At 61.4% G+C, this 17,311-nt stretch carries 18 protein-coding genes; 6 read left to right on the forward strand and 12 right to left on the reverse strand.

All coding sequences use genetic code 11. The features are described 5' to 3' along the window. Positions 1-71 precede the first annotated feature (71 nt). Entirely contained in the window at positions 72-530 is a 459-nt protein-coding gene (locus tag QP941_RS07720) for a MarR family winged helix-turn-helix transcriptional regulator (RefSeq protein WP_284868592.1), read from the forward strand. Between the two features lie 77 nt (positions 531-607). On the opposite strand, the gene QP941_RS07725 is transcribed toward QP941_RS07720, so the two are convergent. Then, the gene (locus QP941_RS07725; RefSeq protein ID WP_284868593.1) at positions 608-1,582 is read right to left on the reverse strand and encodes an MDR family oxidoreductase; all 975 of its coding nucleotides are present in this window, start codon (positions 1,580-1,582) and stop codon (positions 608-610) included. 78 nt (positions 1,583-1,660) lie between these two features. Between QP941_RS07725 and QP941_RS07730 the strand changes: the two genes are divergently transcribed. Beyond that, on the forward strand, positions 1,661-2,251 hold the full coding sequence (locus QP941_RS07730) for a VanZ family protein (protein ID WP_284844531.1): 591 nt from the start codon (positions 1,661-1,663) through the stop codon (positions 2,249-2,251). Here the strand turns inward: QP941_RS07730 and QP941_RS07735 are convergent. From QP941_RS07735 to QP941_RS07750, 4 genes are all read right to left on the reverse strand, one after another. Next, positions 2,248-2,997, reverse strand: coding sequence for a DUF364 domain-containing protein (locus tag QP941_RS07735; protein WP_239279007.1), 750 nt, complete (start codon positions 2,995-2,997; stop codon positions 2,248-2,250). The genes QP941_RS07730 and QP941_RS07735 overlap by 4 nt on opposite strands. A gap of 82 nt (positions 2,998-3,079) precedes the next feature. Further along, positions 3,080-4,054 carry an NAD(P)-binding domain-containing protein gene (locus QP941_RS07740; protein WP_284868594.1) on the reverse strand — a complete coding sequence of 325 codons (975 nt, stop codon included), beginning with the start codon at positions 4,052-4,054 and terminating at the stop codon, positions 3,080-3,082. Beyond that, positions 4,054-4,671, reverse strand: a complete 618-nt coding sequence (locus QP941_RS07745) for a response regulator (RefSeq protein WP_239279010.1) — start codon at positions 4,669-4,671, stop codon at positions 4,054-4,056. Before QP941_RS07745 ends, QP941_RS07740 begins: the two co-directional genes overlap by 1 nt. After that, positions 4,664-5,812 (reverse strand): sensor histidine kinase, encoded by a 1,149-nt coding sequence (locus QP941_RS07750; RefSeq protein ID WP_502869202.1) that lies wholly within the window; start codon positions 5,810-5,812, stop codon positions 4,664-4,666. Before QP941_RS07750 ends, QP941_RS07745 begins: the two co-directional genes overlap by 8 nt. A gap of 104 nt (positions 5,813-5,916) precedes the next feature. On the opposite strand from QP941_RS07750, the gene QP941_RS07755 reads away from it, so the two are divergent. Next, entirely contained in the window at positions 5,917-6,900 is a 984-nt protein-coding gene (locus QP941_RS07755) for an ABC transporter permease (protein WP_284868595.1), read from the forward strand. Position 6,901: 1 nt separating this feature from the next. Then, on the forward strand, positions 6,902-7,543 hold the full coding sequence (locus tag QP941_RS07760) for an ABC transporter ATP-binding protein (RefSeq protein WP_284769054.1): 642 nt from the start codon (positions 6,902-6,904) through the stop codon (positions 7,541-7,543). Here the strand turns inward: QP941_RS07760 and QP941_RS07765 are convergent. After that, complete coding sequence (locus QP941_RS07765; RefSeq protein WP_284868596.1) at positions 7,540-9,117, reverse strand: bifunctional ADP-dependent NAD(P)H-hydrate dehydratase/NAD(P)H-hydrate epimerase; 1,578 nt, start codon at positions 9,115-9,117, stop codon at positions 7,540-7,542. The genes QP941_RS07760 and QP941_RS07765 overlap by 4 nt on opposite strands. An 18-nt stretch (positions 9,118-9,135) precedes the next feature. Then, entirely contained in the window at positions 9,136-9,951 is an 816-nt protein-coding gene (locus QP941_RS07770) for an Fpg/Nei family DNA glycosylase (protein ID WP_284868597.1), read from the reverse strand. A 127-nt stretch (positions 9,952-10,078) separates the two neighbouring features. Here QP941_RS07770 and QP941_RS07775 point away from each other — a divergent pair, with 127 nt between their 5' ends. After that, the gene (locus QP941_RS07775) at positions 10,079-11,575 is read left to right on the forward strand and encodes a DUF1846 domain-containing protein (RefSeq protein WP_284767127.1); all 1,497 of its coding nucleotides are present in this window, start codon (positions 10,079-10,081) and stop codon (positions 11,573-11,575) included. 112 nt (positions 11,576-11,687) lie between these two features. After that, positions 11,688-12,623: an oxygen-dependent tRNA uridine(34) hydroxylase TrhO gene (gene trhO, locus QP941_RS07780; protein ID WP_005326978.1), complete on the forward strand. Its 936-nt coding sequence runs from the start codon at positions 11,688-11,690 to the stop codon at positions 12,621-12,623. Here the strand turns inward: trhO and QP941_RS07785 are convergent. The 5 genes from QP941_RS07785 to QP941_RS07805 all read right to left on the reverse strand — a co-directional run bounded on the left by QP941_RS07785 (position 12,620) and on the right by QP941_RS07805 (position 17,291). Beyond that, entirely contained in the window at positions 12,620-13,366 is a 747-nt protein-coding gene (locus QP941_RS07785; protein ID WP_284868598.1) for an aminotransferase class IV, read from the reverse strand. The two genes, trhO and QP941_RS07785, sit on opposite strands and share 4 nt — an antisense overlap. Then, positions 13,363-15,222: a chorismate-binding protein gene (locus tag QP941_RS07790; RefSeq protein ID WP_284868599.1), complete on the reverse strand. Its 1,860-nt coding sequence runs from the start codon at positions 15,220-15,222 to the stop codon at positions 13,363-13,365. Before QP941_RS07790 ends, QP941_RS07785 begins: the two co-directional genes overlap by 4 nt. A gap of 17 nt (positions 15,223-15,239) precedes the next feature. Then, on the reverse strand, positions 15,240-15,722 hold the full coding sequence (locus QP941_RS07795; protein WP_284767123.1) for a hypothetical protein: 483 nt from the start codon (positions 15,720-15,722) through the stop codon (positions 15,240-15,242). A 9-nt stretch (positions 15,723-15,731) separates the two neighbouring features. Then, on the reverse strand, positions 15,732-16,703 hold the full coding sequence (locus QP941_RS07800; protein ID WP_284868600.1) for a universal stress protein: 972 nt from the start codon (positions 16,701-16,703) through the stop codon (positions 15,732-15,734). 87 nt (positions 16,704-16,790) lie between these two features. Continuing rightward, positions 16,791-17,291, reverse strand: a complete 501-nt coding sequence (locus tag QP941_RS07805; protein ID WP_239279020.1) for a MarR family winged helix-turn-helix transcriptional regulator — start codon at positions 17,289-17,291, stop codon at positions 16,791-16,793. Between the last annotated feature and the right edge of the window lie 20 nt (positions 17,292-17,311).

Genomic DNA, 17,311 nt, shown 5'->3' on the forward strand with positions numbered 1-17,311 from the left:
AAGCCGATGAGTTGCTAGATCAACTGCGCAGTATAGACTGGTGAAAGAAGGAGAACCAAAGGAGGAATGCGATGCGTGTGGAGCAGAGTGCGGCGTGGGCTGACTTTGTTGCCATGCAAGAGGCGCTCCACGCGCGGCTTTCTGGAGAGCTGCAGAGTGGCTCTAGTTTGAGTGAGGCAGACTACGCGGTTTTGGCCGTTCTGTATCGTCGCCGCCAGATTCCTACACGCCCGCATGAATTGGCGGCGGAACTCCGGTGGGAGAAGTCGCGGCTGCATCGTCAGCTGGTGCGCATGGAACACCGAAAATTGGTTTCCAGGCGCGAGGCGCCGGAGTTAGGAACCCGTGCAGTTGAAGTCACTGTGACGGAAAAGGGAAGTGCCGCTTTCAACGCGGCGATCGCGCGACATACCGCCGCAGTCGAGGAAATCGTGGTGGGTACCCTTAGTGATGAAGACCTACAAACCTTGGGCAGGATTTCCCGCGCGTTGCTACGCGGGGTAGTTAAAGAGGGGACGTCGGAAAGCTAGCGCGTCGCGGGGTAGCCGTGCATACAAAAAGCACCCGCCAAGAAGGCGGGTGCCGTGCAAGAGTGTCTAGGAGTGGCCTAGGAAATCTTGAGGACGGTGCGTCCGTGGTGGGTGCCCTCGAGGAGGGACTTGGATTCCTCGACAACGTCCGACAGAGGAATCGTATTGGTCAGAGACTCAAGGATGGACCGGTCCAGCTTGCGTGCGAGCAGCTGCCATGCGTTCTGGCGGTAGTGCAGCGGGGCGTCGACAGAGTTAACGCCGGCGAGGTGCACGTTGCGCAGAATGAAAGGCAAGACGGTAGTGGGCAGGTCTGGGCCGGCGGCCATACCGGTGGAGGCAACAGTGCCGCCCCATACGGTGCGGGCCAAAACATTGGCTAGGACGTGGGAGCCGGAGGTGTCAACGGCACCGGCGTAGCTAGCCTTCTGCAGGGGCTTTCCGGCCTCGGCGAACTCGGCGCGGTCCACAATGGTGTGGGCGCCTAGCTCGTGGAGGTACTGGGAATAGTCATCTGGGCGGCCGGTCATGGCGTGGACCTCGTAACCGGCATTGGACAGTAGATTCACGGCGATGGAGCCTACGCCACCGGTGGCGCCGGTGACCAAGACGGGGCCATCGGGAAGCCCGCGCAACGAATTAACGCACAGGGCGGCAGTGTAACCTGCGGTTCCCACGGCGGCCGCCTGCTCTGCGGTGAAGTCTGCTGGCAACGCAACGGTTGCCTGGGAATTCACCCGCTGCTTCGGGGTGTAGCCGCCGTGGCGGAATTCACCGAGGCCATCGCCGAAGGACGCTACCAGGGTGCCAACCGGGAGTCGTTCCACGTTGGACTCGGCAACGGTGCCGACCACGTCGATGCCCGGAACCAGTGGGCTGGTGCGCATGACGCCACGATCGCCGGCAATTGCCATGGCGTCTTTGTAGTTCAGCGAAGAATAAGACACATCGACGGTAAGGTCGCCTTCGCCGAAAAACTCTCCCTCTTCAAAGGAGGTCGTAACGGATTTATCTTCGTTGCGAGTAACTAGTAGCGTGCTCATGATCACCATCGTACGTTAAATGTGATGCAGAGATTTAACAGCGAATCTCACGGGGATTTTTCAGGCTCGCTTGTTAGCTTGAACAACATGACGATGACCACGATGTCCACCCGCACCTCGCGCCAGATTGGTGCGCGTGGAATGCCTGCTAAGCGCACGCTGTGGCGCAGTGCAGCCGTAGCCTGCGTGGTTGTCATCGTGGCTATTGCGGTGGCTACGGTGGGGAAGCCCTTTATAGATATCCCCGGTGTGGTTGATGCGTCTGCGCACGCACGCCGCAGCCTAGATTTGCAGATGTTTAATGGGTTTAATAACCCTCATCCGTGGTGGGGTCCGTGGACCAATACCTTTGGTAATATCGCGCTGTTTATGCCACTCGGGGCGTGCCTGGTGGTGCTGGGACAGAATTCGCGGCGCATCCGATTTGGCCGCGGTGGAACCATCCTTCTGGCGATGGCGCTCAGCCTGGGTATCGAAATTACCCAATACGTATTCTCGTTGGGATTTAGCGACGTAGACGACTTGGTCTTCAATACCCTCGGCGCATCCTTGGGTGCGTTCCTGCTAAGCCGGAGCAGTTTTAAGGCGCAGCTGCGAGCTGTGCGCTTCATCGGCTGGACTGCGGCGGCGGGCCTGGGTGCTCTCGCTGCCGTAATCTTGGCCGGAGTGATTGTTTAGCGCCCTAGGGTGACTCGGTGTCCGAAGTTGAACATATCGAGGGAATCACCCTTCTCTAGGCCCTCAAACATCCCTGCGGGATTGGACGGAACCATGCCGGTGACTTGCGATACGCCGTAGTCTTCCAGCAGTACTGGGGCTAGGGGAGTTGATGGGCCTAGGACGACATTGAAGGACTCGCGGGAGAGCTCGAGCAGGCGGGGAGCAGTTTTATTGACAAAGGCAGAGCCGGTAATAAAAACATAATCGCACTCGGGCAGGATGTATTCGGCGGCGGAATCGGGATAGTCGCCCTCATTGAGCGAGCGCTCCAGCATATAAAAATCCGCAGCCTGGTTGAGTGCTTTAGGTGCAAAAGGGAAGTGGCCAATGACTGCGACCTTCTTCCCAGCAACGGCGTTGCGGAAGGGATCGAAGATGTGGGGCCAGGGGGCGTCGGCAAGCGCAAAGCCATGCTCGCCGGCCACGGAAGGTGTGGCGTAGTAGGAATTTAGCGCGGCCATGCCGAAGGACGCCTCCGAAAAATTCCAGCTCTTGGCCAGCTGGGCGATGGCGCGTAGAGGAACGCCGGTGTACTCGGTGCGCATCTGGGCCGGGCGAGAGGTGGCAGACATGGTCATGGCCATGCCGCAGCTAGGACTTTCGGTGTATACCCGGGTCCACCGCGGGCCTTGGGCGGCGCGGGAGACCACTATGTCACGGGGAATGGCATCGATGAGGTCATCGTAGAGATCCCAGGCAGACATGTATAGACCAGCTTTCCCTAATCGTTTCGCACTCTCTGCGTGAAGGCAGTGTAGTCGAATCAGCTGGGACTAACCTATAGCTTTAGTCACATATATTCGCAACGTCGTGCGCGGTCTGCTTGGCAAAGGGGCTTACCCCGGTAATGGTTGCGGAGCCGGGGCCGGTCCATGTGCCGTAACCCACGAGGAAGAGGCCGTCGACGGTGGGGGAGGTGCCATCAAGGAGCCCGCGGATGGGCCGGAGGGCAGGCCGGAAACCGGTGCACCATATGAGGTGGTCTGCAGTGACTTCTTCAAGCGAAGAAAACATGGGAGTGGCCTGCAAAAGGCCTGAATCCCGCGCGCGTAGGACCGGTGGAACCATCACAATATCGCCTAGGTTGGAATCCGCGCCGGGGTCTGGCTCGCCACGCAGCATGGCGTTGAGGCGGGCGCGATTGCGCTGGAAGAGCACCCGGCCGTCAACATCATCGGGCATCCACCGCGGGGAGCTGCGGGTATACCAGGTGGTCTCCACGCCAGAGAGCAGGAGCTCGGCCGCGATTTGGGCGCCGGAATTGGCCGCACCCACGACCGCGACGGTGGATCCGACAAAGTCCTCTGGGCCTGGGTAGAAAGCTGAATGCCATTGCTGTCCGCCAAAATCGCCGGGGTAGTAGGGGATAAAGGGCGCGGACCACGTTCCCGTGGCTGCCACGACCGTGCGCGCGGTCAAATGCTCTGTACCGGCAAAGACGTGGAAGCATGCGCCATCATGGGTCACCTCATCCACTCTGACCGGCCGGCGAATGGGCAGTTCATAGCGCTGCTCGTAGCGCGCAAAATAGTCGATAACGTGGCTGGCCGGCGGAAAGCCCTCGTGGTGGGGCATGGGCCACCCCGGCAGGTTAGAGGAGGCGGAATTGCTAAAGAGCGTAAGCGAAGGCCAGGCGTGGCGCCAGGCCGCGCCGGGGCCGGGCTCGGCGTCCAGAATCACAAAATCCAGCCCTTTCTTGCGCAGATAGTAGCCCACCGCAAGACCAGCCTGGCCGGCGCCAATGACTATGCAGTCCAGCATTAAATGAGCTTTCTCTCCCGCGCCACGGTAACCGCGGCGGTGCGAGTTTCCACGCCCAACTTCTGGAAGATATGGATGAGGTGGGTCTTGACCGTGGCTTCGGAGATGAAGAGCTGCTTGGCCAGCTCCTTATTGGAGGAACCGCTGGAAAGCGCCCGAAGAATTTCTAGCTCGCGGGTGGAGAGCGATTCTTGCGGCCGGCCCACTCGCTGGGCCAGGAGATCTACCACCTCCGGCGCCAAGGTGCGGCGGTGCGCGGCGGTATTGAGCACGGCCTCGTGCAGCGCCTGCTCCGGGGAATCCTTGAGTAGATAGCCCATCGCGCCGGCCTCCACGGCGGCAAGGATATCGGCCTGCGTGTCATAGGTGGTCAGGATGAGCACCGGTGGGCCGCCGGCCTCCACCACGCGCTTGGTGGCCGCGATGCCATCCATGCCGGGCATCTGGATATCGCAGACCACGGCGTCTACCTGCGGGGCGTTGTCAGTAAAGAGCTTATCCACATCCGCGCCGGTAGAGCCTTCCATGACTACCTCGACATCGGAGAAGGTATTGAGGATGGCACGCAGGCCGGCGCGGACCACTGGGTGATCATCAATCAGCATGACATTAACCATTGCTTTTCTCCTTCAGCGGGATACGGACGGCCAGGGCGGTACCTTCGCCGGATTCCAGGTTCATGGTGCCGCCCACAGCTTCCACGCGGCCGCGGAGGCCGGTGAGCCCGAAACCATGATCCTTGCCATCGGGGCCAGGGGAGGCGGATAGTCCGCGTCCATTATCAACGACGTCCAAGGTCACCGCATCCTCGAAAAGGCCGAGCGTAACCACCGCGCGCGAGGCGTGGGCGTGTTTGATGACGTTATTCAGGCCCTCTTGCGCGGCGCGCACGATGACCTCTTTGATGTGTTCGGGCACCTTGCCGCTGCCGGAAACCACCAGCTCAAAGGTGGTCTCTTTCCCCAAGGCTTTCACACGGCTGCGCATCTGGGACAGCAGGGAGGTGAGCTGGGTTTCCAGCCGCTCATCGGGGCCGGCGAGTTCGCGGACGAAGCGGCGGGCCTCGGCCAGGTTTTCGCTCGCGACGTCCTCGATGACCGCCAGCTGCTCTTCTTTGGTGCGGGGATCATCGGTGCCGCGGGCCGCACGGGAGAGCAACAAGATGGAGCTGAGGCCTTGCGCGACGGTGTCATGGATCTCCCGGGAGAGGCGCTCGCGCTCCTCTAGCCGGCCGGCTTGGTGCTCGCTGGCGGCCAGCTCGGCTTGGGTTTCGCGCAGCTGCTTGGCGATGTCCCTGTGGTGCGCCGCTTCTGCCTGCAGGCGTCGCTGGATGAAAAAGACCGTTGCCGCAAAGGCGGTGCCGATAAGCGGGCCCACGGCCGCAGCGATGGACCAGCCCTCGGGGTGTAGCCAGGCGGGAATGAAGGCGGCCGCCGCCCACAGCACGGCGATGGAAACCAACCCAGGCACGGTGGGCAAAGCACGCAGAAAGACAAAAATGAGCGGGAATTCCAGCCACATGAAATCTTGCGCATGGACCATCAGGCCCAGCCACAGCACGCATAGCCCACCTAGCCATAGCCATGTGGGCAGCCAACGTTGTGCGGAGTAGACCACGGCGAGGGCGATGGCTAAGCCGATCACCCGGGCATCGAGCCGGCCGTCCACATAGGCGCGCGTCACGCCGAATACCAGCAGAAACGCGAACATGGCGTGGAGGCCATAGACCCATAGTTTTTGTCCTTTAAACACAACCACCCAGGATATCCGCGCACGGGTGACCGTGAATCAACCACTTGGTTGACTCGAGGTTCAGCGAGCTGGCCGATTACTTCTGACCTGCATAAAGCGAATATAGAACTATGTTCCTAGCAATCAGAGAAATCACCACAGCGCGCGGCCGCTTCGCGCTCATCGGCGGCACGGTTGCGCTCATTACCCTTCTACTCGTGATGCTCTCCGGCCTCACGGAGGGCCTGTCCAAGCAGAATACTTCCGCGTTGGAGTCCCTGGAAGAGGAGTACCCATATATTTCCTTCTCCACCGAGGATCCCTCCTTCAGCGAGTCCGAGATACACGCTGGCGATATCGTCAGCGATGGCATTCCTCTAGGCGCTGCCCAGACCAAGCTGGAGGGCCACGGCGGCGTTGCCGTCCTCAGCCTGCCGGCCGGCACTCAGGTTCCGGGTAGCGATAAGACCATCCCGGAGCAGGGAGTGCTCCTGCCAGAGTCCATCGACGCGGCCGATACCGTCACCCTAGGCGGCGCCGACTTTTCGGTGGAGGGCACCGTCCCAGAGACCATGTACTCCCACTCCGAGGTGGTATGGGCGTCTACCGAAACTTGGCAGCGCATCAGCCACGCTCCGCAAGGCGTGATTGGTACGGCAGCGCTATATAAACAAGAGGTTCCAGGCTCCGTGAAGGTGTCCACGTCCTTCTCCGGCTTGGCGGCCTATCAGTCTGAGCGCGGCTCGCTGCTTACCATGCAGGGCTTCTTGTACGGCATCTCCGCACTGGTCACCGTCGCTTTCTTGACCGTGTGGACCATCCAGCGCACCCGCGACCTGTCCATCCTGAGCGCGCTCGGCGCCACCGTGCGCTACCTCTTGCGCGATGCCCTGGCACAGGCCGCCATCATCTTGGCTGCCGGCACCATTGTGGGCGCCGTCGTTGGTTGGGTGCTCGGCGCGCTTGCCTCCGGCACCGTGCCCTTCGATGTTTCCCTGCGCACCATCGCCGTTCCCGCGGTTGGCATCTGGGCCCTCGGCATGGCCGGCGCCCTTATTGCTACCCGCCGCGTAGCTAAAGCCAACCCACTCGATGCCCTTGGAGGAAATGCTTAATATGTCCACCATTCTTGATATCCGCAACGCCACCGTGACCTACCAGGACGGTGAGACTACGACCACCGCGCTTGCCGACGCCTCCCTCATCGCCGAATCCACTACCCTTACCGCCATCGTGGGTGAGTCAGGGTCCGGCAAGTCCACGCTGCTGTCCGTAGCCGCTGGCCTCATCACCCCAGACTCCGGGTCCGTGCACGTGGACGGTACCCGCTCCATCATTTTTCAGCAGGCCAACCTGCTGTCCTCGCTCAATGTGCGCGACCAATTGGTGATCATGGACCATATTGCTGGCCGCAAGCTGCGCCCACAGCGCGCCGATGAGTTATTGGAGTTTGTAGGCCTGGCCGGGATGGGCAATCGCCGCATGGGCCAGTTGTCCGGTGGCCAGCGCCAGCGGGTCAATATCGCTCGAGCGCTCATGGAGCAGCCGGACCTGCTCTTGGCGGATGAGCCTACCTCTGCGCTTGATTCCCACCTTTCGCAGGAGATCATCCGCCTCTTGCGCGATGTCACCCAGGAGATGAACACCGCCACCGTGCTGGTGACCCACGACCGCTCCCTGCTGAACTTCGCTGACCGCGTGGTTGAGGTCAAGGACGGCCATGTCTCCGAGCAGGAGAAGGTCACTGCGCTCAGCTAGCGCTGCATGAGGAGTAGCCGTGCGATTGCCTGCGGCACGGCCGCGGCAATCTGGGAGGCGGAGCAAAGGCCAAAGCCGTCCGGGGTGTGGGCGGCAATGGCCGCCGCGTGTTGGTGGATGGCCGCGGCGTGCAGGATTTCCATAATGATCGCCTCCGCATCCGCCTCGGCGGCATCCAGTTGCGCGAGCGTGGCTCCGAGGATGCCAGAGAGTACGTCACCAGAACCGGCGGTGGCCGCGTAGGAGTGCCCAGCGTTCATGCCATAAATTTTCTGGCCTGGGGCCGTGACGGTGGTGATCCGGCCCTTGTGCAGGATGAAGCAGTCGAGCGCATCGGAGAGCTCCCGCAGGCGCACCCCGAGGCCTTCCGAAAGATCAAGTTCGCGGCCGAGAGTTGCCGCGTAGAGCCGCTCAAACTCCCCGGCATGCGGGGTCAGGACGGCGCAGGGATGATCGCGTACGAGTTCGCGTAGATCGCCGTCGGTCGAGAGCACGGTCAGCGCATCGGCGTCGATAATGGTGGGCAGCCCGCGTTCTAGCACGGCGCGCAATTCCGCGGCCGCCTCCGGTCCGGTGCCGCGCCCTGGACCTACGACCCAGGCTTGGGCGTGGACCTTTTCTTGGGCACTGGCATGAGGCACTACCTCCGGCAGGCTCGTGACCACGGAGTCATTGCCTACGACGCGAACCATGGACGGCGTGGCGCGCACCGCGCCCGTGGCGGCGAGGATGCCCGCGCCGGGAAAAGCACTGCTGCCAGCACATACTGCGGTCACTCCGCCGGTGTATTTGGTGCTTTTCGCTCCCGGAGTCGGATCCAGGATTGGTCCCGTGCAGCCCACCGGCTTCGGGGCGGTGACCAGGCCTTGTTCTCCCGAAAGCACTGGCTCAGTCGGCCACTGGTAGGGCAGGGGAATAGTGGGTTCATTGGCGATATAGCCCACCGGCTCCGCGGTAGCGGAAAGCTCTTCTGCAAAGGAGCGAGGGGCGCCGGGCAGGAGCAGATCGCAGAGCACCACCGCACCGCATTCCGGGGCAAAGATATGTCCGGCACGGGCCCAGCCAAAGCTAATAGTCACGTCTGCGTCTACGGCATCGGCTGCGGCCATGCCGGTATCGGCGTTAATGCCCGAAGGAATGTCCACCGCTAATACCGGCACCCCACGCTCCTTGGCCTCGGTATAGGCCCTCAGTGGGGCACCGGAAAGGCCGCGTGTGGAGGCGAGGCCGGCGATGGCGTCGATAAGCAGATCGGCGTTTCCTAGACCGTGCGCAATGGTTCCGCCGGCCGCGGCAAATGCCTCTAGCGCGGGTTCGTGGGCGCTATCCGCTGCGAGAATGGCCTCCACTGAGTAGCCCTCTTCTGTCAGGAAAGCACCAGCATAGAGGCCATCGCCGCCGTTGCCGCCTGGCCCGGCAAGGATAGTTACGCGCCGAAAAGAGCCGAGCATGCTCGCGGCAGTGGCCGCCACGCCTCGTGCGGCTAAGCGCATGAGCTCATCGTCAAAGTTCTGCTGGGCTAGAAGGGAACGCTCTGCCGCGCGGACGGCGGCAACGCTATAGGCATGTCGCATGCCCGCCAGGATAGGCCTTTAAGGTGCCGGTTGGCAGGTCGGGCACCAAAATAGGTTGCGTCCCTCCATGACTTTTTCTGCCACCGGGGTGCCGCAGATATAGCAAGGAAGGCCGGCGCGGCGGTAGACGTAGACCTCGCCACCGTGGTCATCTTTGCGCGGTTCGCGGTCCATGGCCTCGGGGGAGTGCTCGGGCCGCACGGTATCGATGCGGCCGTGCTCCACCCCGTATTCCATGAGAACCACCAAGTCCGCCCACGTGGCGTCAAAAGTTTCACGGGAAACGTCCCGGCCCGGCAGGAAAGGGGAGAGGCCGTGGCGAAAGAGGGTTTCTGCCCGGTAGATATTGCCCACGCCGGCATAAAGGTGCTGATCCATCATGAGGGAGCCGATGCTGCGGCGCGATTTATGTACTTTGGCCCAGAGCGCCTCCACGTCGGCGTCCGTGCGCAGCGGGTCTTGGCCTACCTTGGCTAGCTGTGCGCGGTACTCCTCTTCAGTGAGCAGGTGGCAAAACTGCGGTCCGCGCAGGTTAGCGGCCTCGGCGCCATTATCAATGCGCACCCGGATTTGTCCGCTGGATTCTTCGCGGGGCTCGAAGCGCAGCTTGCCAATCAGGCCTAAGTGAATATAGAGGATATGGCGCGGATCTTGGGCGCTAAAGTGCACGAAAAGGTGCTTGCCGTAGGTCTCTGCCAGCTCGATGCGCTCGCCATTGAGAAGCTCCGCCTCCGCCGCGAAGCGGCCCTGCGGACTGGTCACGCGCAGCGGCATGCCGCGAAAATCGGCGTTGAATTTATTAGCTAGGCGGTGGATGACGTGACCTTCAGGCATGGAATCCAGTCTAATCGGGAAGAATTTTCGGCCAAACCGGGCGCTAACCAGCTCACTTATTTGCGGGGTGACAATAGCGTAAACTCGAAATGCGGAATGATTTAACTCAGGGGAAGGCTTTCAAATCATGACGCAAAAAATCGGCTTTGACCGCGAGAAATACATTGAGCTGCAGTCGAAGCACATCCACGCCCGCCGCGAGGAAATCGGCGGCAAACTCTACCTAGAGATGGGCGGCAAGCTTTTTGACGATATGCACGCCTCCCGCGTATTGCCCGGCTTCACCCCGGACAATAAAATCGCGATGCTGGAGCGCATCAAAGAGGACGTTGAGATCCTCATCTGCATCAACGCGAAGGATATCTCCCGCCAGAAGGTGCGCGCGGACCTGGGCATCCTTTATGAAGATGACCTGCTGCGCCTGGTGGACGTATTCCGCAGCCGCGGATTCTTGGTAGAAAACATCGTCATGACCCAGCTGGAGGAAGGCAACTCCCAGGCGGAGGCCTTCATCGACAAGGTCGAGCGCCTCGGACTCAAGGTGGCGCGCCATCGCGTTATCCCCGGCTACCCCACCAATACGGACCTCATCGTGTCCGAAGAGGGTTTTGGCCGCAATGAGTTTGCGGAAACCTCCCGTGACCTTGTCGTGGTCACCGCGCCCGGCCCTGGCTCCGGCAAGCTGGCCACCGCTCTCTCGCAGGTCTACCACGAACACCAGCGCGGCAATAATGCCGGCTACGCCAAGTTTGAAACCTTCCCTATCTGGAATCTCCCCCTGGAACACCCCGTGAACTTGGCCTATGAGGCGGCCACGGTGGACCTTAATGATTCCAATATTATTGACCACTTCCACCTGTCCGCCCACGGCGAATCCACCGTGAACTACAACCGCGATGTGGAAGCATTCCCGCTGCTGCGCACGCTTTTGGAAAAGCTCACCGGCACCACTCCATACCAGTCCCCGACGGACATGGGCGTGAACATGGCCGGCTTCTGCATTACTGATGACGCCGTGTGCCGCGCCGCCGCCCAACAAGAAATCATCCGCCGTTACTTCAAGGCACAGGTGGAAGAGGCGCGTGCGGGCTTGGGCACCGAGCAATCCGAGCGCGCCGCCGTCATCATGGCTAAGGCCGGCATCAAGGTAGAAGATCGGCCCGTGGTAGCACCTGCGCGCCAGCGCGCGGAAGAAACCGGCGAGCCTGCCTCTGCTATGCAGCTGCACGACGGCACCATGATCACCGGCCGCACCTCGCCCCTGTTGGGATGCTCGGCGGCGATGCTGCTCAATGCACTGAAGCACCTGGCAGGTATCGATGACGATATCCACCTGCTGTCGCCCGAGTCCATCGAGCCGATTCAAACGCTCAAGACCAAGCATTTGGGTTCGAAGAATCCACGCCTGCATACCGACGAGGTGCTGATCGCTTTGTCCGTGTCTGCGGCGAAGGATGACAATGCTCGCAAGGCGCTGGAGCAGATCAAGGAACTTGCTGGTTGCGACGTCCACACCACCACCATCCTGGGTTCTGTGGATGAAGGAATCTTCCGCAACCTTGGCGTGCTCGTGACCTCTGATCCCGTCTTCGCCCGCAAGAAGGCGCTGTACCAAAAGCGCTAACTTTCGCGTGCTCAAGATTTGGCCCTTTCAGCGTGTGCTGGAGGGGCCGCAGTCATATAAGGGAGAGCTACAAGATTGGGGATCTGCGCAGCTGCGGGCCTAAGATTGGGGCGTGACTATTGGCAAAGTTCTCCTGTATTACTGCTTTACCCCCATCGAAGATCCCACCGCTATCATGCTGTGGCAGCGCACCCTGTGCGAGTCCCTGGGCCTCAAGGGGCGCATCCTCATTTCCGAGCACGGTATCAACGGCACCGTTGGCGGCGATATGGAAGCCTGCAAGCGCTACGTCCGCCAGACCAAGGAATACCCTGGCTTTAAGCGCATGCAGTTCAAGTGGTCCGAGGGTGGTGCGGATGACTTCCCGCGGCTTTCGGTCAAGGTGCGCGATGAAATCGTGGCCTTTGGCGCGCCGGGCGAGCTGAAGGTGGATGAAAACGGCGTAGTTGGCGGCGGCGTGCACCTCAAGCCGGAAGAGGTAAATAAGCTGGTAGAAGAACGTGGTGAAGAGGTCGTTTTCTTTGATGGCCGCAACGCCATGGAGGCAGAGATTGGCAAGTTTAAAAATGCGGTCGTGCCCGATGTGAAAACCACGCATGACTTCATCGAGGAAATCGAATCCGGCAAGTATGACTGGATGAAGGATAAGCCGGTGGTGTCTTATTGCACCGGTGGCATCCGCTGCGAGATCCTGTCCTCGTTGATGAAGAACCGTGGCTTCAAAGAGGTTTATCAGATCGATGGTGGTATCGTGCGCTACGGCGAAAAGTACGGCAATGATGGCCTGTGGGAAGGCTCCATGTATGTCTTTGACAAGCGCATGCACCACGAGTTTGGCCAAGGACTGCAAGACCCCGGTTTCATCCAGCTCGGCCACTGCGTGCACTGCGGTAAGGGCACGAATACCTTCCACAATTGCATCAACGAAGACACCTGCCGCCAGCAGGTACTCATCTGTGATGACTGCATCCAGCACGTAGAAACCCAGCACTGCGGCCGGCCGGATTGCGCCGAAGTAGCAGCGCAGCTAGCCAAGCAGGAGAGCTAGTCGCGCGCCGTTTCCTTGCGGAAGCAGTCCCACCACCAGTGCTGCCACGCTACGGTATACGGGCTGCTCGGCGGATGGATGACGCCGGTGGGGGCGTGTAGCTTACTGACCGGGCTAATACCGTGGAGCGAGTTGAGGAACCACAGGGGGCACTCGGCGGCGAGCTCGGGGGTGATGGGGCGCGTTTCGGTTCGCATGCCTAGATCCGCAGCGCGCCGGGCAACTTGGCGCAGCGTAATGCTGGGCAGCGACTGACCGGTGGGGAGGATAAGCGTCTCCCCATCCCAGGCGACGAGCGCGCCGGTGGTGGTCTCCACCATGGCACCGGAGGAATCCACGATGGCGGTGTCATCGGTGCCGTCTTCCTGATACTCGGTACGGTAGCGTGCCAGCGCTGGGAAATCGGGGCCCTTGACTAAAGGCTGCATGCGCGGGTCGGGGGCTTGCACATAGGTCAGCCGGGTGGTTCGGCGCGCAGGGGGTGCGGGGCGAACATCGAGGCGCAGGTGCCCGCCGGCTAGGGAGATGCGAGGGAAGAGATCGCCGGGGCCCACAAGCTGCAGCATCGCGGGGACGAAGCCAGCGGGCAGTGGGCCGGCCACCGACTCGAAGCGCTGGAGGTGCAGGGGGAGGGCGTTGGAGTGGGCGTCGGCAAGCGTCCGCCAAGAATCCGCAACGTCAAAGGGGCCGGGGTGGGGCTGGCTTGGGATGAAGCTGCCCTGGTGCCAGAGGTAGGTGCTCATTGCCACGCCCCCAACACGGATTGGGCCTTGAGGTTGCGTTCTTCTAGCTCGGCGGCCGGATCCGAATCCAGGACGATGGCCCCGCCGGCGCCGATGGTGACCTCATCGGCTGCGCGCACGGCCGTGCGGATGACCACGCTGAGATCGGATTGACCGTCAAATCCCAGGTAGCCCACCACGCCGGAGTACACGCCGCGCGGTCCCGTTTCGAGTTGGTCAATGATCTCGCAGGTGCGCAGCTTCGGCGCGCCCGTCATCGATCCGGGAGGAAAGGTGGCGCGGAGGGCATCGACCGCGGTGGCACTGGCGCGCAGCTGCCCGGTAATGGTGGAGACCAATTGATGGACGGTGGCATAGCTTTCTACCTGCATCAACTTCGGCACGTGCACGGTACCGGGCTCGCATACCCGGGAGAGATCATTGCGCAGTAGGTCAACGATCATGAGGTTTTCGGCCCGTGTCTTTGGGTCCGTGGTCAGCAGTGCGGGATCCTGGTCGGCCGAGATGGTGCCCTTAATCGGCTTGGCCTCTACCTCACGGCCGCGCACGGTGAGGAAGCGCTCGGGCGAGGCGCTGCAGACCTCGACGCCGTCGAAGACGAGGTGTGCGGTATAGGGTGCGGGATTGTGCGAGCGCAGTTGGGGATAGAGCTCTCCTTCGGCCGCGACCGTGTAGGTATCGGTCAGACAGACCTCGTAACTCTCGCCGGCGTGCAGGAATTCTTGGGCGCGCTTAATCCGATCCAGGTAGCCGGGGCTGCGCCAGGAGCCCGCGCTTAGCGACGCCCCACCGTCCTCCCCCGTGGGCCGTGGTTCTTTCGCGCCCAAGGCGGCTTCCAGACGTTCAAGCAGTTCCTCGGCGCCGTCACCGGCAAGGCAGCACAGGTGCGCGGTTTCTGTGTGATGGTCGTAGACCATAAAGGACTGCGGCCGCACAAAGTAGGCATCTGGGTAAGGAGAGCGGTGGCGTAGCTCAATGGGCAGGGTGAGCTGGGCGCATTCGTAGCCCAGGTACCCGATGACCCCGCCGGTAAACGGGAGATCCGGTGCGTCGATGATGCGGGTGGCAAGCTCGTGGTCGAGGAGGGTGAGGATATCGGGGGCGTCGCCAAGCCGGTAGCGGAAAGAGCGACTCAATGGGCCGGCGGTATCGCCGAGGATGGAATAGCGCCCGCGGGGATCCGCGGAGTCGAGGAAGAAGGCATCGTTGCCCTCGGCGCGCAGGGCGGCAAAGACCTGTGGACAATCCACCGCGCCGGGGACTTCGCGGTGGAGCAAGCGGAACCCGCCCAGAAAGTTGCGCATAATCTCCCGGCCGTACTGGGTAAGCACCGACTCCGGGTGAAATTGCACGCCCCAGTGCGGCAAACCGTCGACCTTAAGCGCTTGGATGACGCCATCCTCGCTGCGGGCATGCACGGTAATGCCGGGGGCCTCCTCTATATGCAGGGAGTGGTAGCGCACCACCTCGAAGTCTTGCGGGATTCCGGCAAAGATTCCTTCGCCCGAGTGACTGATGGTAGAGACAAAACCGTGGCGCGGCTGCGGCGCGCGCGACACCTGGGCGCCGGCCAGCAGACCTAGCCCCTGGTGGCCAAGGCATACACCCAGTACCGGAATCTCGGCCGCGGCTGCGGCGGCGATAATGCCCCGGGCAGCACCGAAATCCTCCTCGCGCTCCGGCGTGCCCGGCCCAGGAGAAATCACCACATGCGAAAATTCGCCGGCACGGACGCGATCGGCCAGCCCTTCCGCTTCACCGGCGGCGACGACGAGTGGTTCGCGTCCGGCTACCTCCGCGATGAGGTGGGCAAGGTTGAAGGTATAAGAATCGTAATTATCAAGCAGGAGGATCATAGGGAGGCGGAAAGTTTCTATGCGGCGGCCGAGTCCATGAGGAACAGCTGGATATCGGTAATGGTCCACAGCATGAAATTGCAGGCCATTACCCAGAAAATGGCCATCCAACTGCGCCACCGCAGATAGCGGTGCAGCTTGCGCACCATGATGATGGCGCAGCCGATCATGCCGAAGAAGGGAATGATCGGGGTGGTCAGGCTAAAGAAGGTGCGCTGCCCGTCAGTGCAGAGCCACGTGGCGGTGCCATTCTCACATAAGGGGCCGCCGGAGAGCCGAGTGACGAGCGCGACTGCGAAACCATAAAGCGCGGAGAGCACAAGAACGCCGATCATGTACCAGACTGCCTGGCGGGTGGAGCGGCGGTTAGCAGCGGCAATCTCTAAAGGGTCCGGCTCATCGGCCAGCTCATCAAAGCTCCGCGGTTCCGGACGGCGCAGATTGGCATAGTCCGCATCGGAGGTCAGATCGTTTTCGGGATGCTCTGGTCGCAGGCTCATGCCCCAATCCTAACCGCAGGATGGGTGGACCAAGATAGGCACCCGAATATGCGGCAGCAGCTCCGTGGCGGTAGATCCCAAGAACACGCGGGCGATGGGGCCCTGCGGGGTGGAGGCCATGAGCATCAGATCGCCCTTCTTCCACTTGAGCGAATCCACCGCGCCGCCCCAGCCCGCGCCGGAACCAATTTCAGAAGTGACATCCAGCTCGGGGAATTTTTCTTGAATGCAATCGCGGGCGCGGTCCAGCATGGCGAGGGAATCCTCGAGCCACTCCGCCACCAGCTCGAGCGCCATATCGTGCTTATCCTTGGACGGCGTATTGAGCAGTCCCTTTGCCGAAAAGGCCAGCAGGCGCAGCGGCAGGTTCCAGCGGTTCGCGAGCTCCGCTGCGGCGAGCATCTCATGATCTTCGCGCGGGCTGCGCTCAGTAATGGCAAAGTTAAAGCGGGTGACGCCGTGCTTGGACAGTTTTACCTTGCGGGGCACCAAACCCAACGGCTGAGGAGAATAATGCAGCAAGGTATCGGCCGTAGAACCAGCAAAGAAACGGCCCTTCGGTGCGGCCTGGTTGGGCCCCAAAATGATGAGGTCTGCCTCGAACTTCTTGGCCATTTCCGTCAGCAGATGGGGGCGCGAAGGGCCGTCGACCAATAGGGAGGGTTTCTCATCCCAGCAGCTACGCGGCACGCCGGCTTCATCGAGGGCGGCACGGGTAGCTGCGGCGCAGGCCTCCTTTTGTTCTTTAAACCATTTTTTATATTTTCCGCCCAGCTTGGTGAGGGAAGTAGTAGTCCACGGCTGGAACACGGTAGAGATGACGCGTACTTGGATATCTGCGGTGCGGGAGAGCCACGCGGCACAATCTAGAGCCTCGGTACCGGAGGAAGAAGGGCTCCAAGAAATAAGAATGCGAAGGGGTTTATCGGCCGAGCCCTTGCTCAAGGCCGGCAGATGCCCATCGGAAGAATCAGTTGCCATACGGAGTGAACTAGTGAGAGCTTACGGTTTTCGTTTCCCTCAATTATCACGTTAAGCCGAAGAAAAATGAAATCATTGCGGGCAAAACTAGCGCTGTTCGCCGTTCATTGTGGGGCGATAGACATCAGCCAGCTTGGAGATAACGGTGGCTACTTCGTTGGCGGTCTCCAAATCCTTCGGCTCGAGCCACCGCATGATCTCTGCTAGAGCGGAGGCGCGCTGCTGCGAGACTATGGCTAGTTCGGATTCGCCTAGTTGCGTCAGCGCTACCAAGACGCCGCGGCGGTCCTCTTCATCGCGGTGGCGTTCCACGTAGCCGCGGCGCTCTAGCTGATAGAGCGCGTTGGAGGCGGTGGGCATGCGGATAAGTTCTGCCTGCGCGATGGTGGAAACGCGGGACGGTCCGCGCATACGCAGCTGGTTCATGATGGACACCTGGGAGGTGGTCAATGAAGAGCCCTCCGCCGTGCGCTGGAAAATAAGAATGAGCTTATTGAGCGACGGCTGGATGGAACGCGCGACCTCGACGGCATCCTCGTACGTAGACGGGGATTGAGCGGGGCCCTTCTCCTCATGTTGCTGCGTCATAGAAAACGATTGTATAGCCC

Origin of the sequence: Corynebacterium sp. MSK150, assembly GCF_030229215.1 — a bacterium.
Taxonomy (GTDB): domain Bacteria; phylum Actinomycetota; class Actinomycetes; order Mycobacteriales; family Mycobacteriaceae; genus Corynebacterium.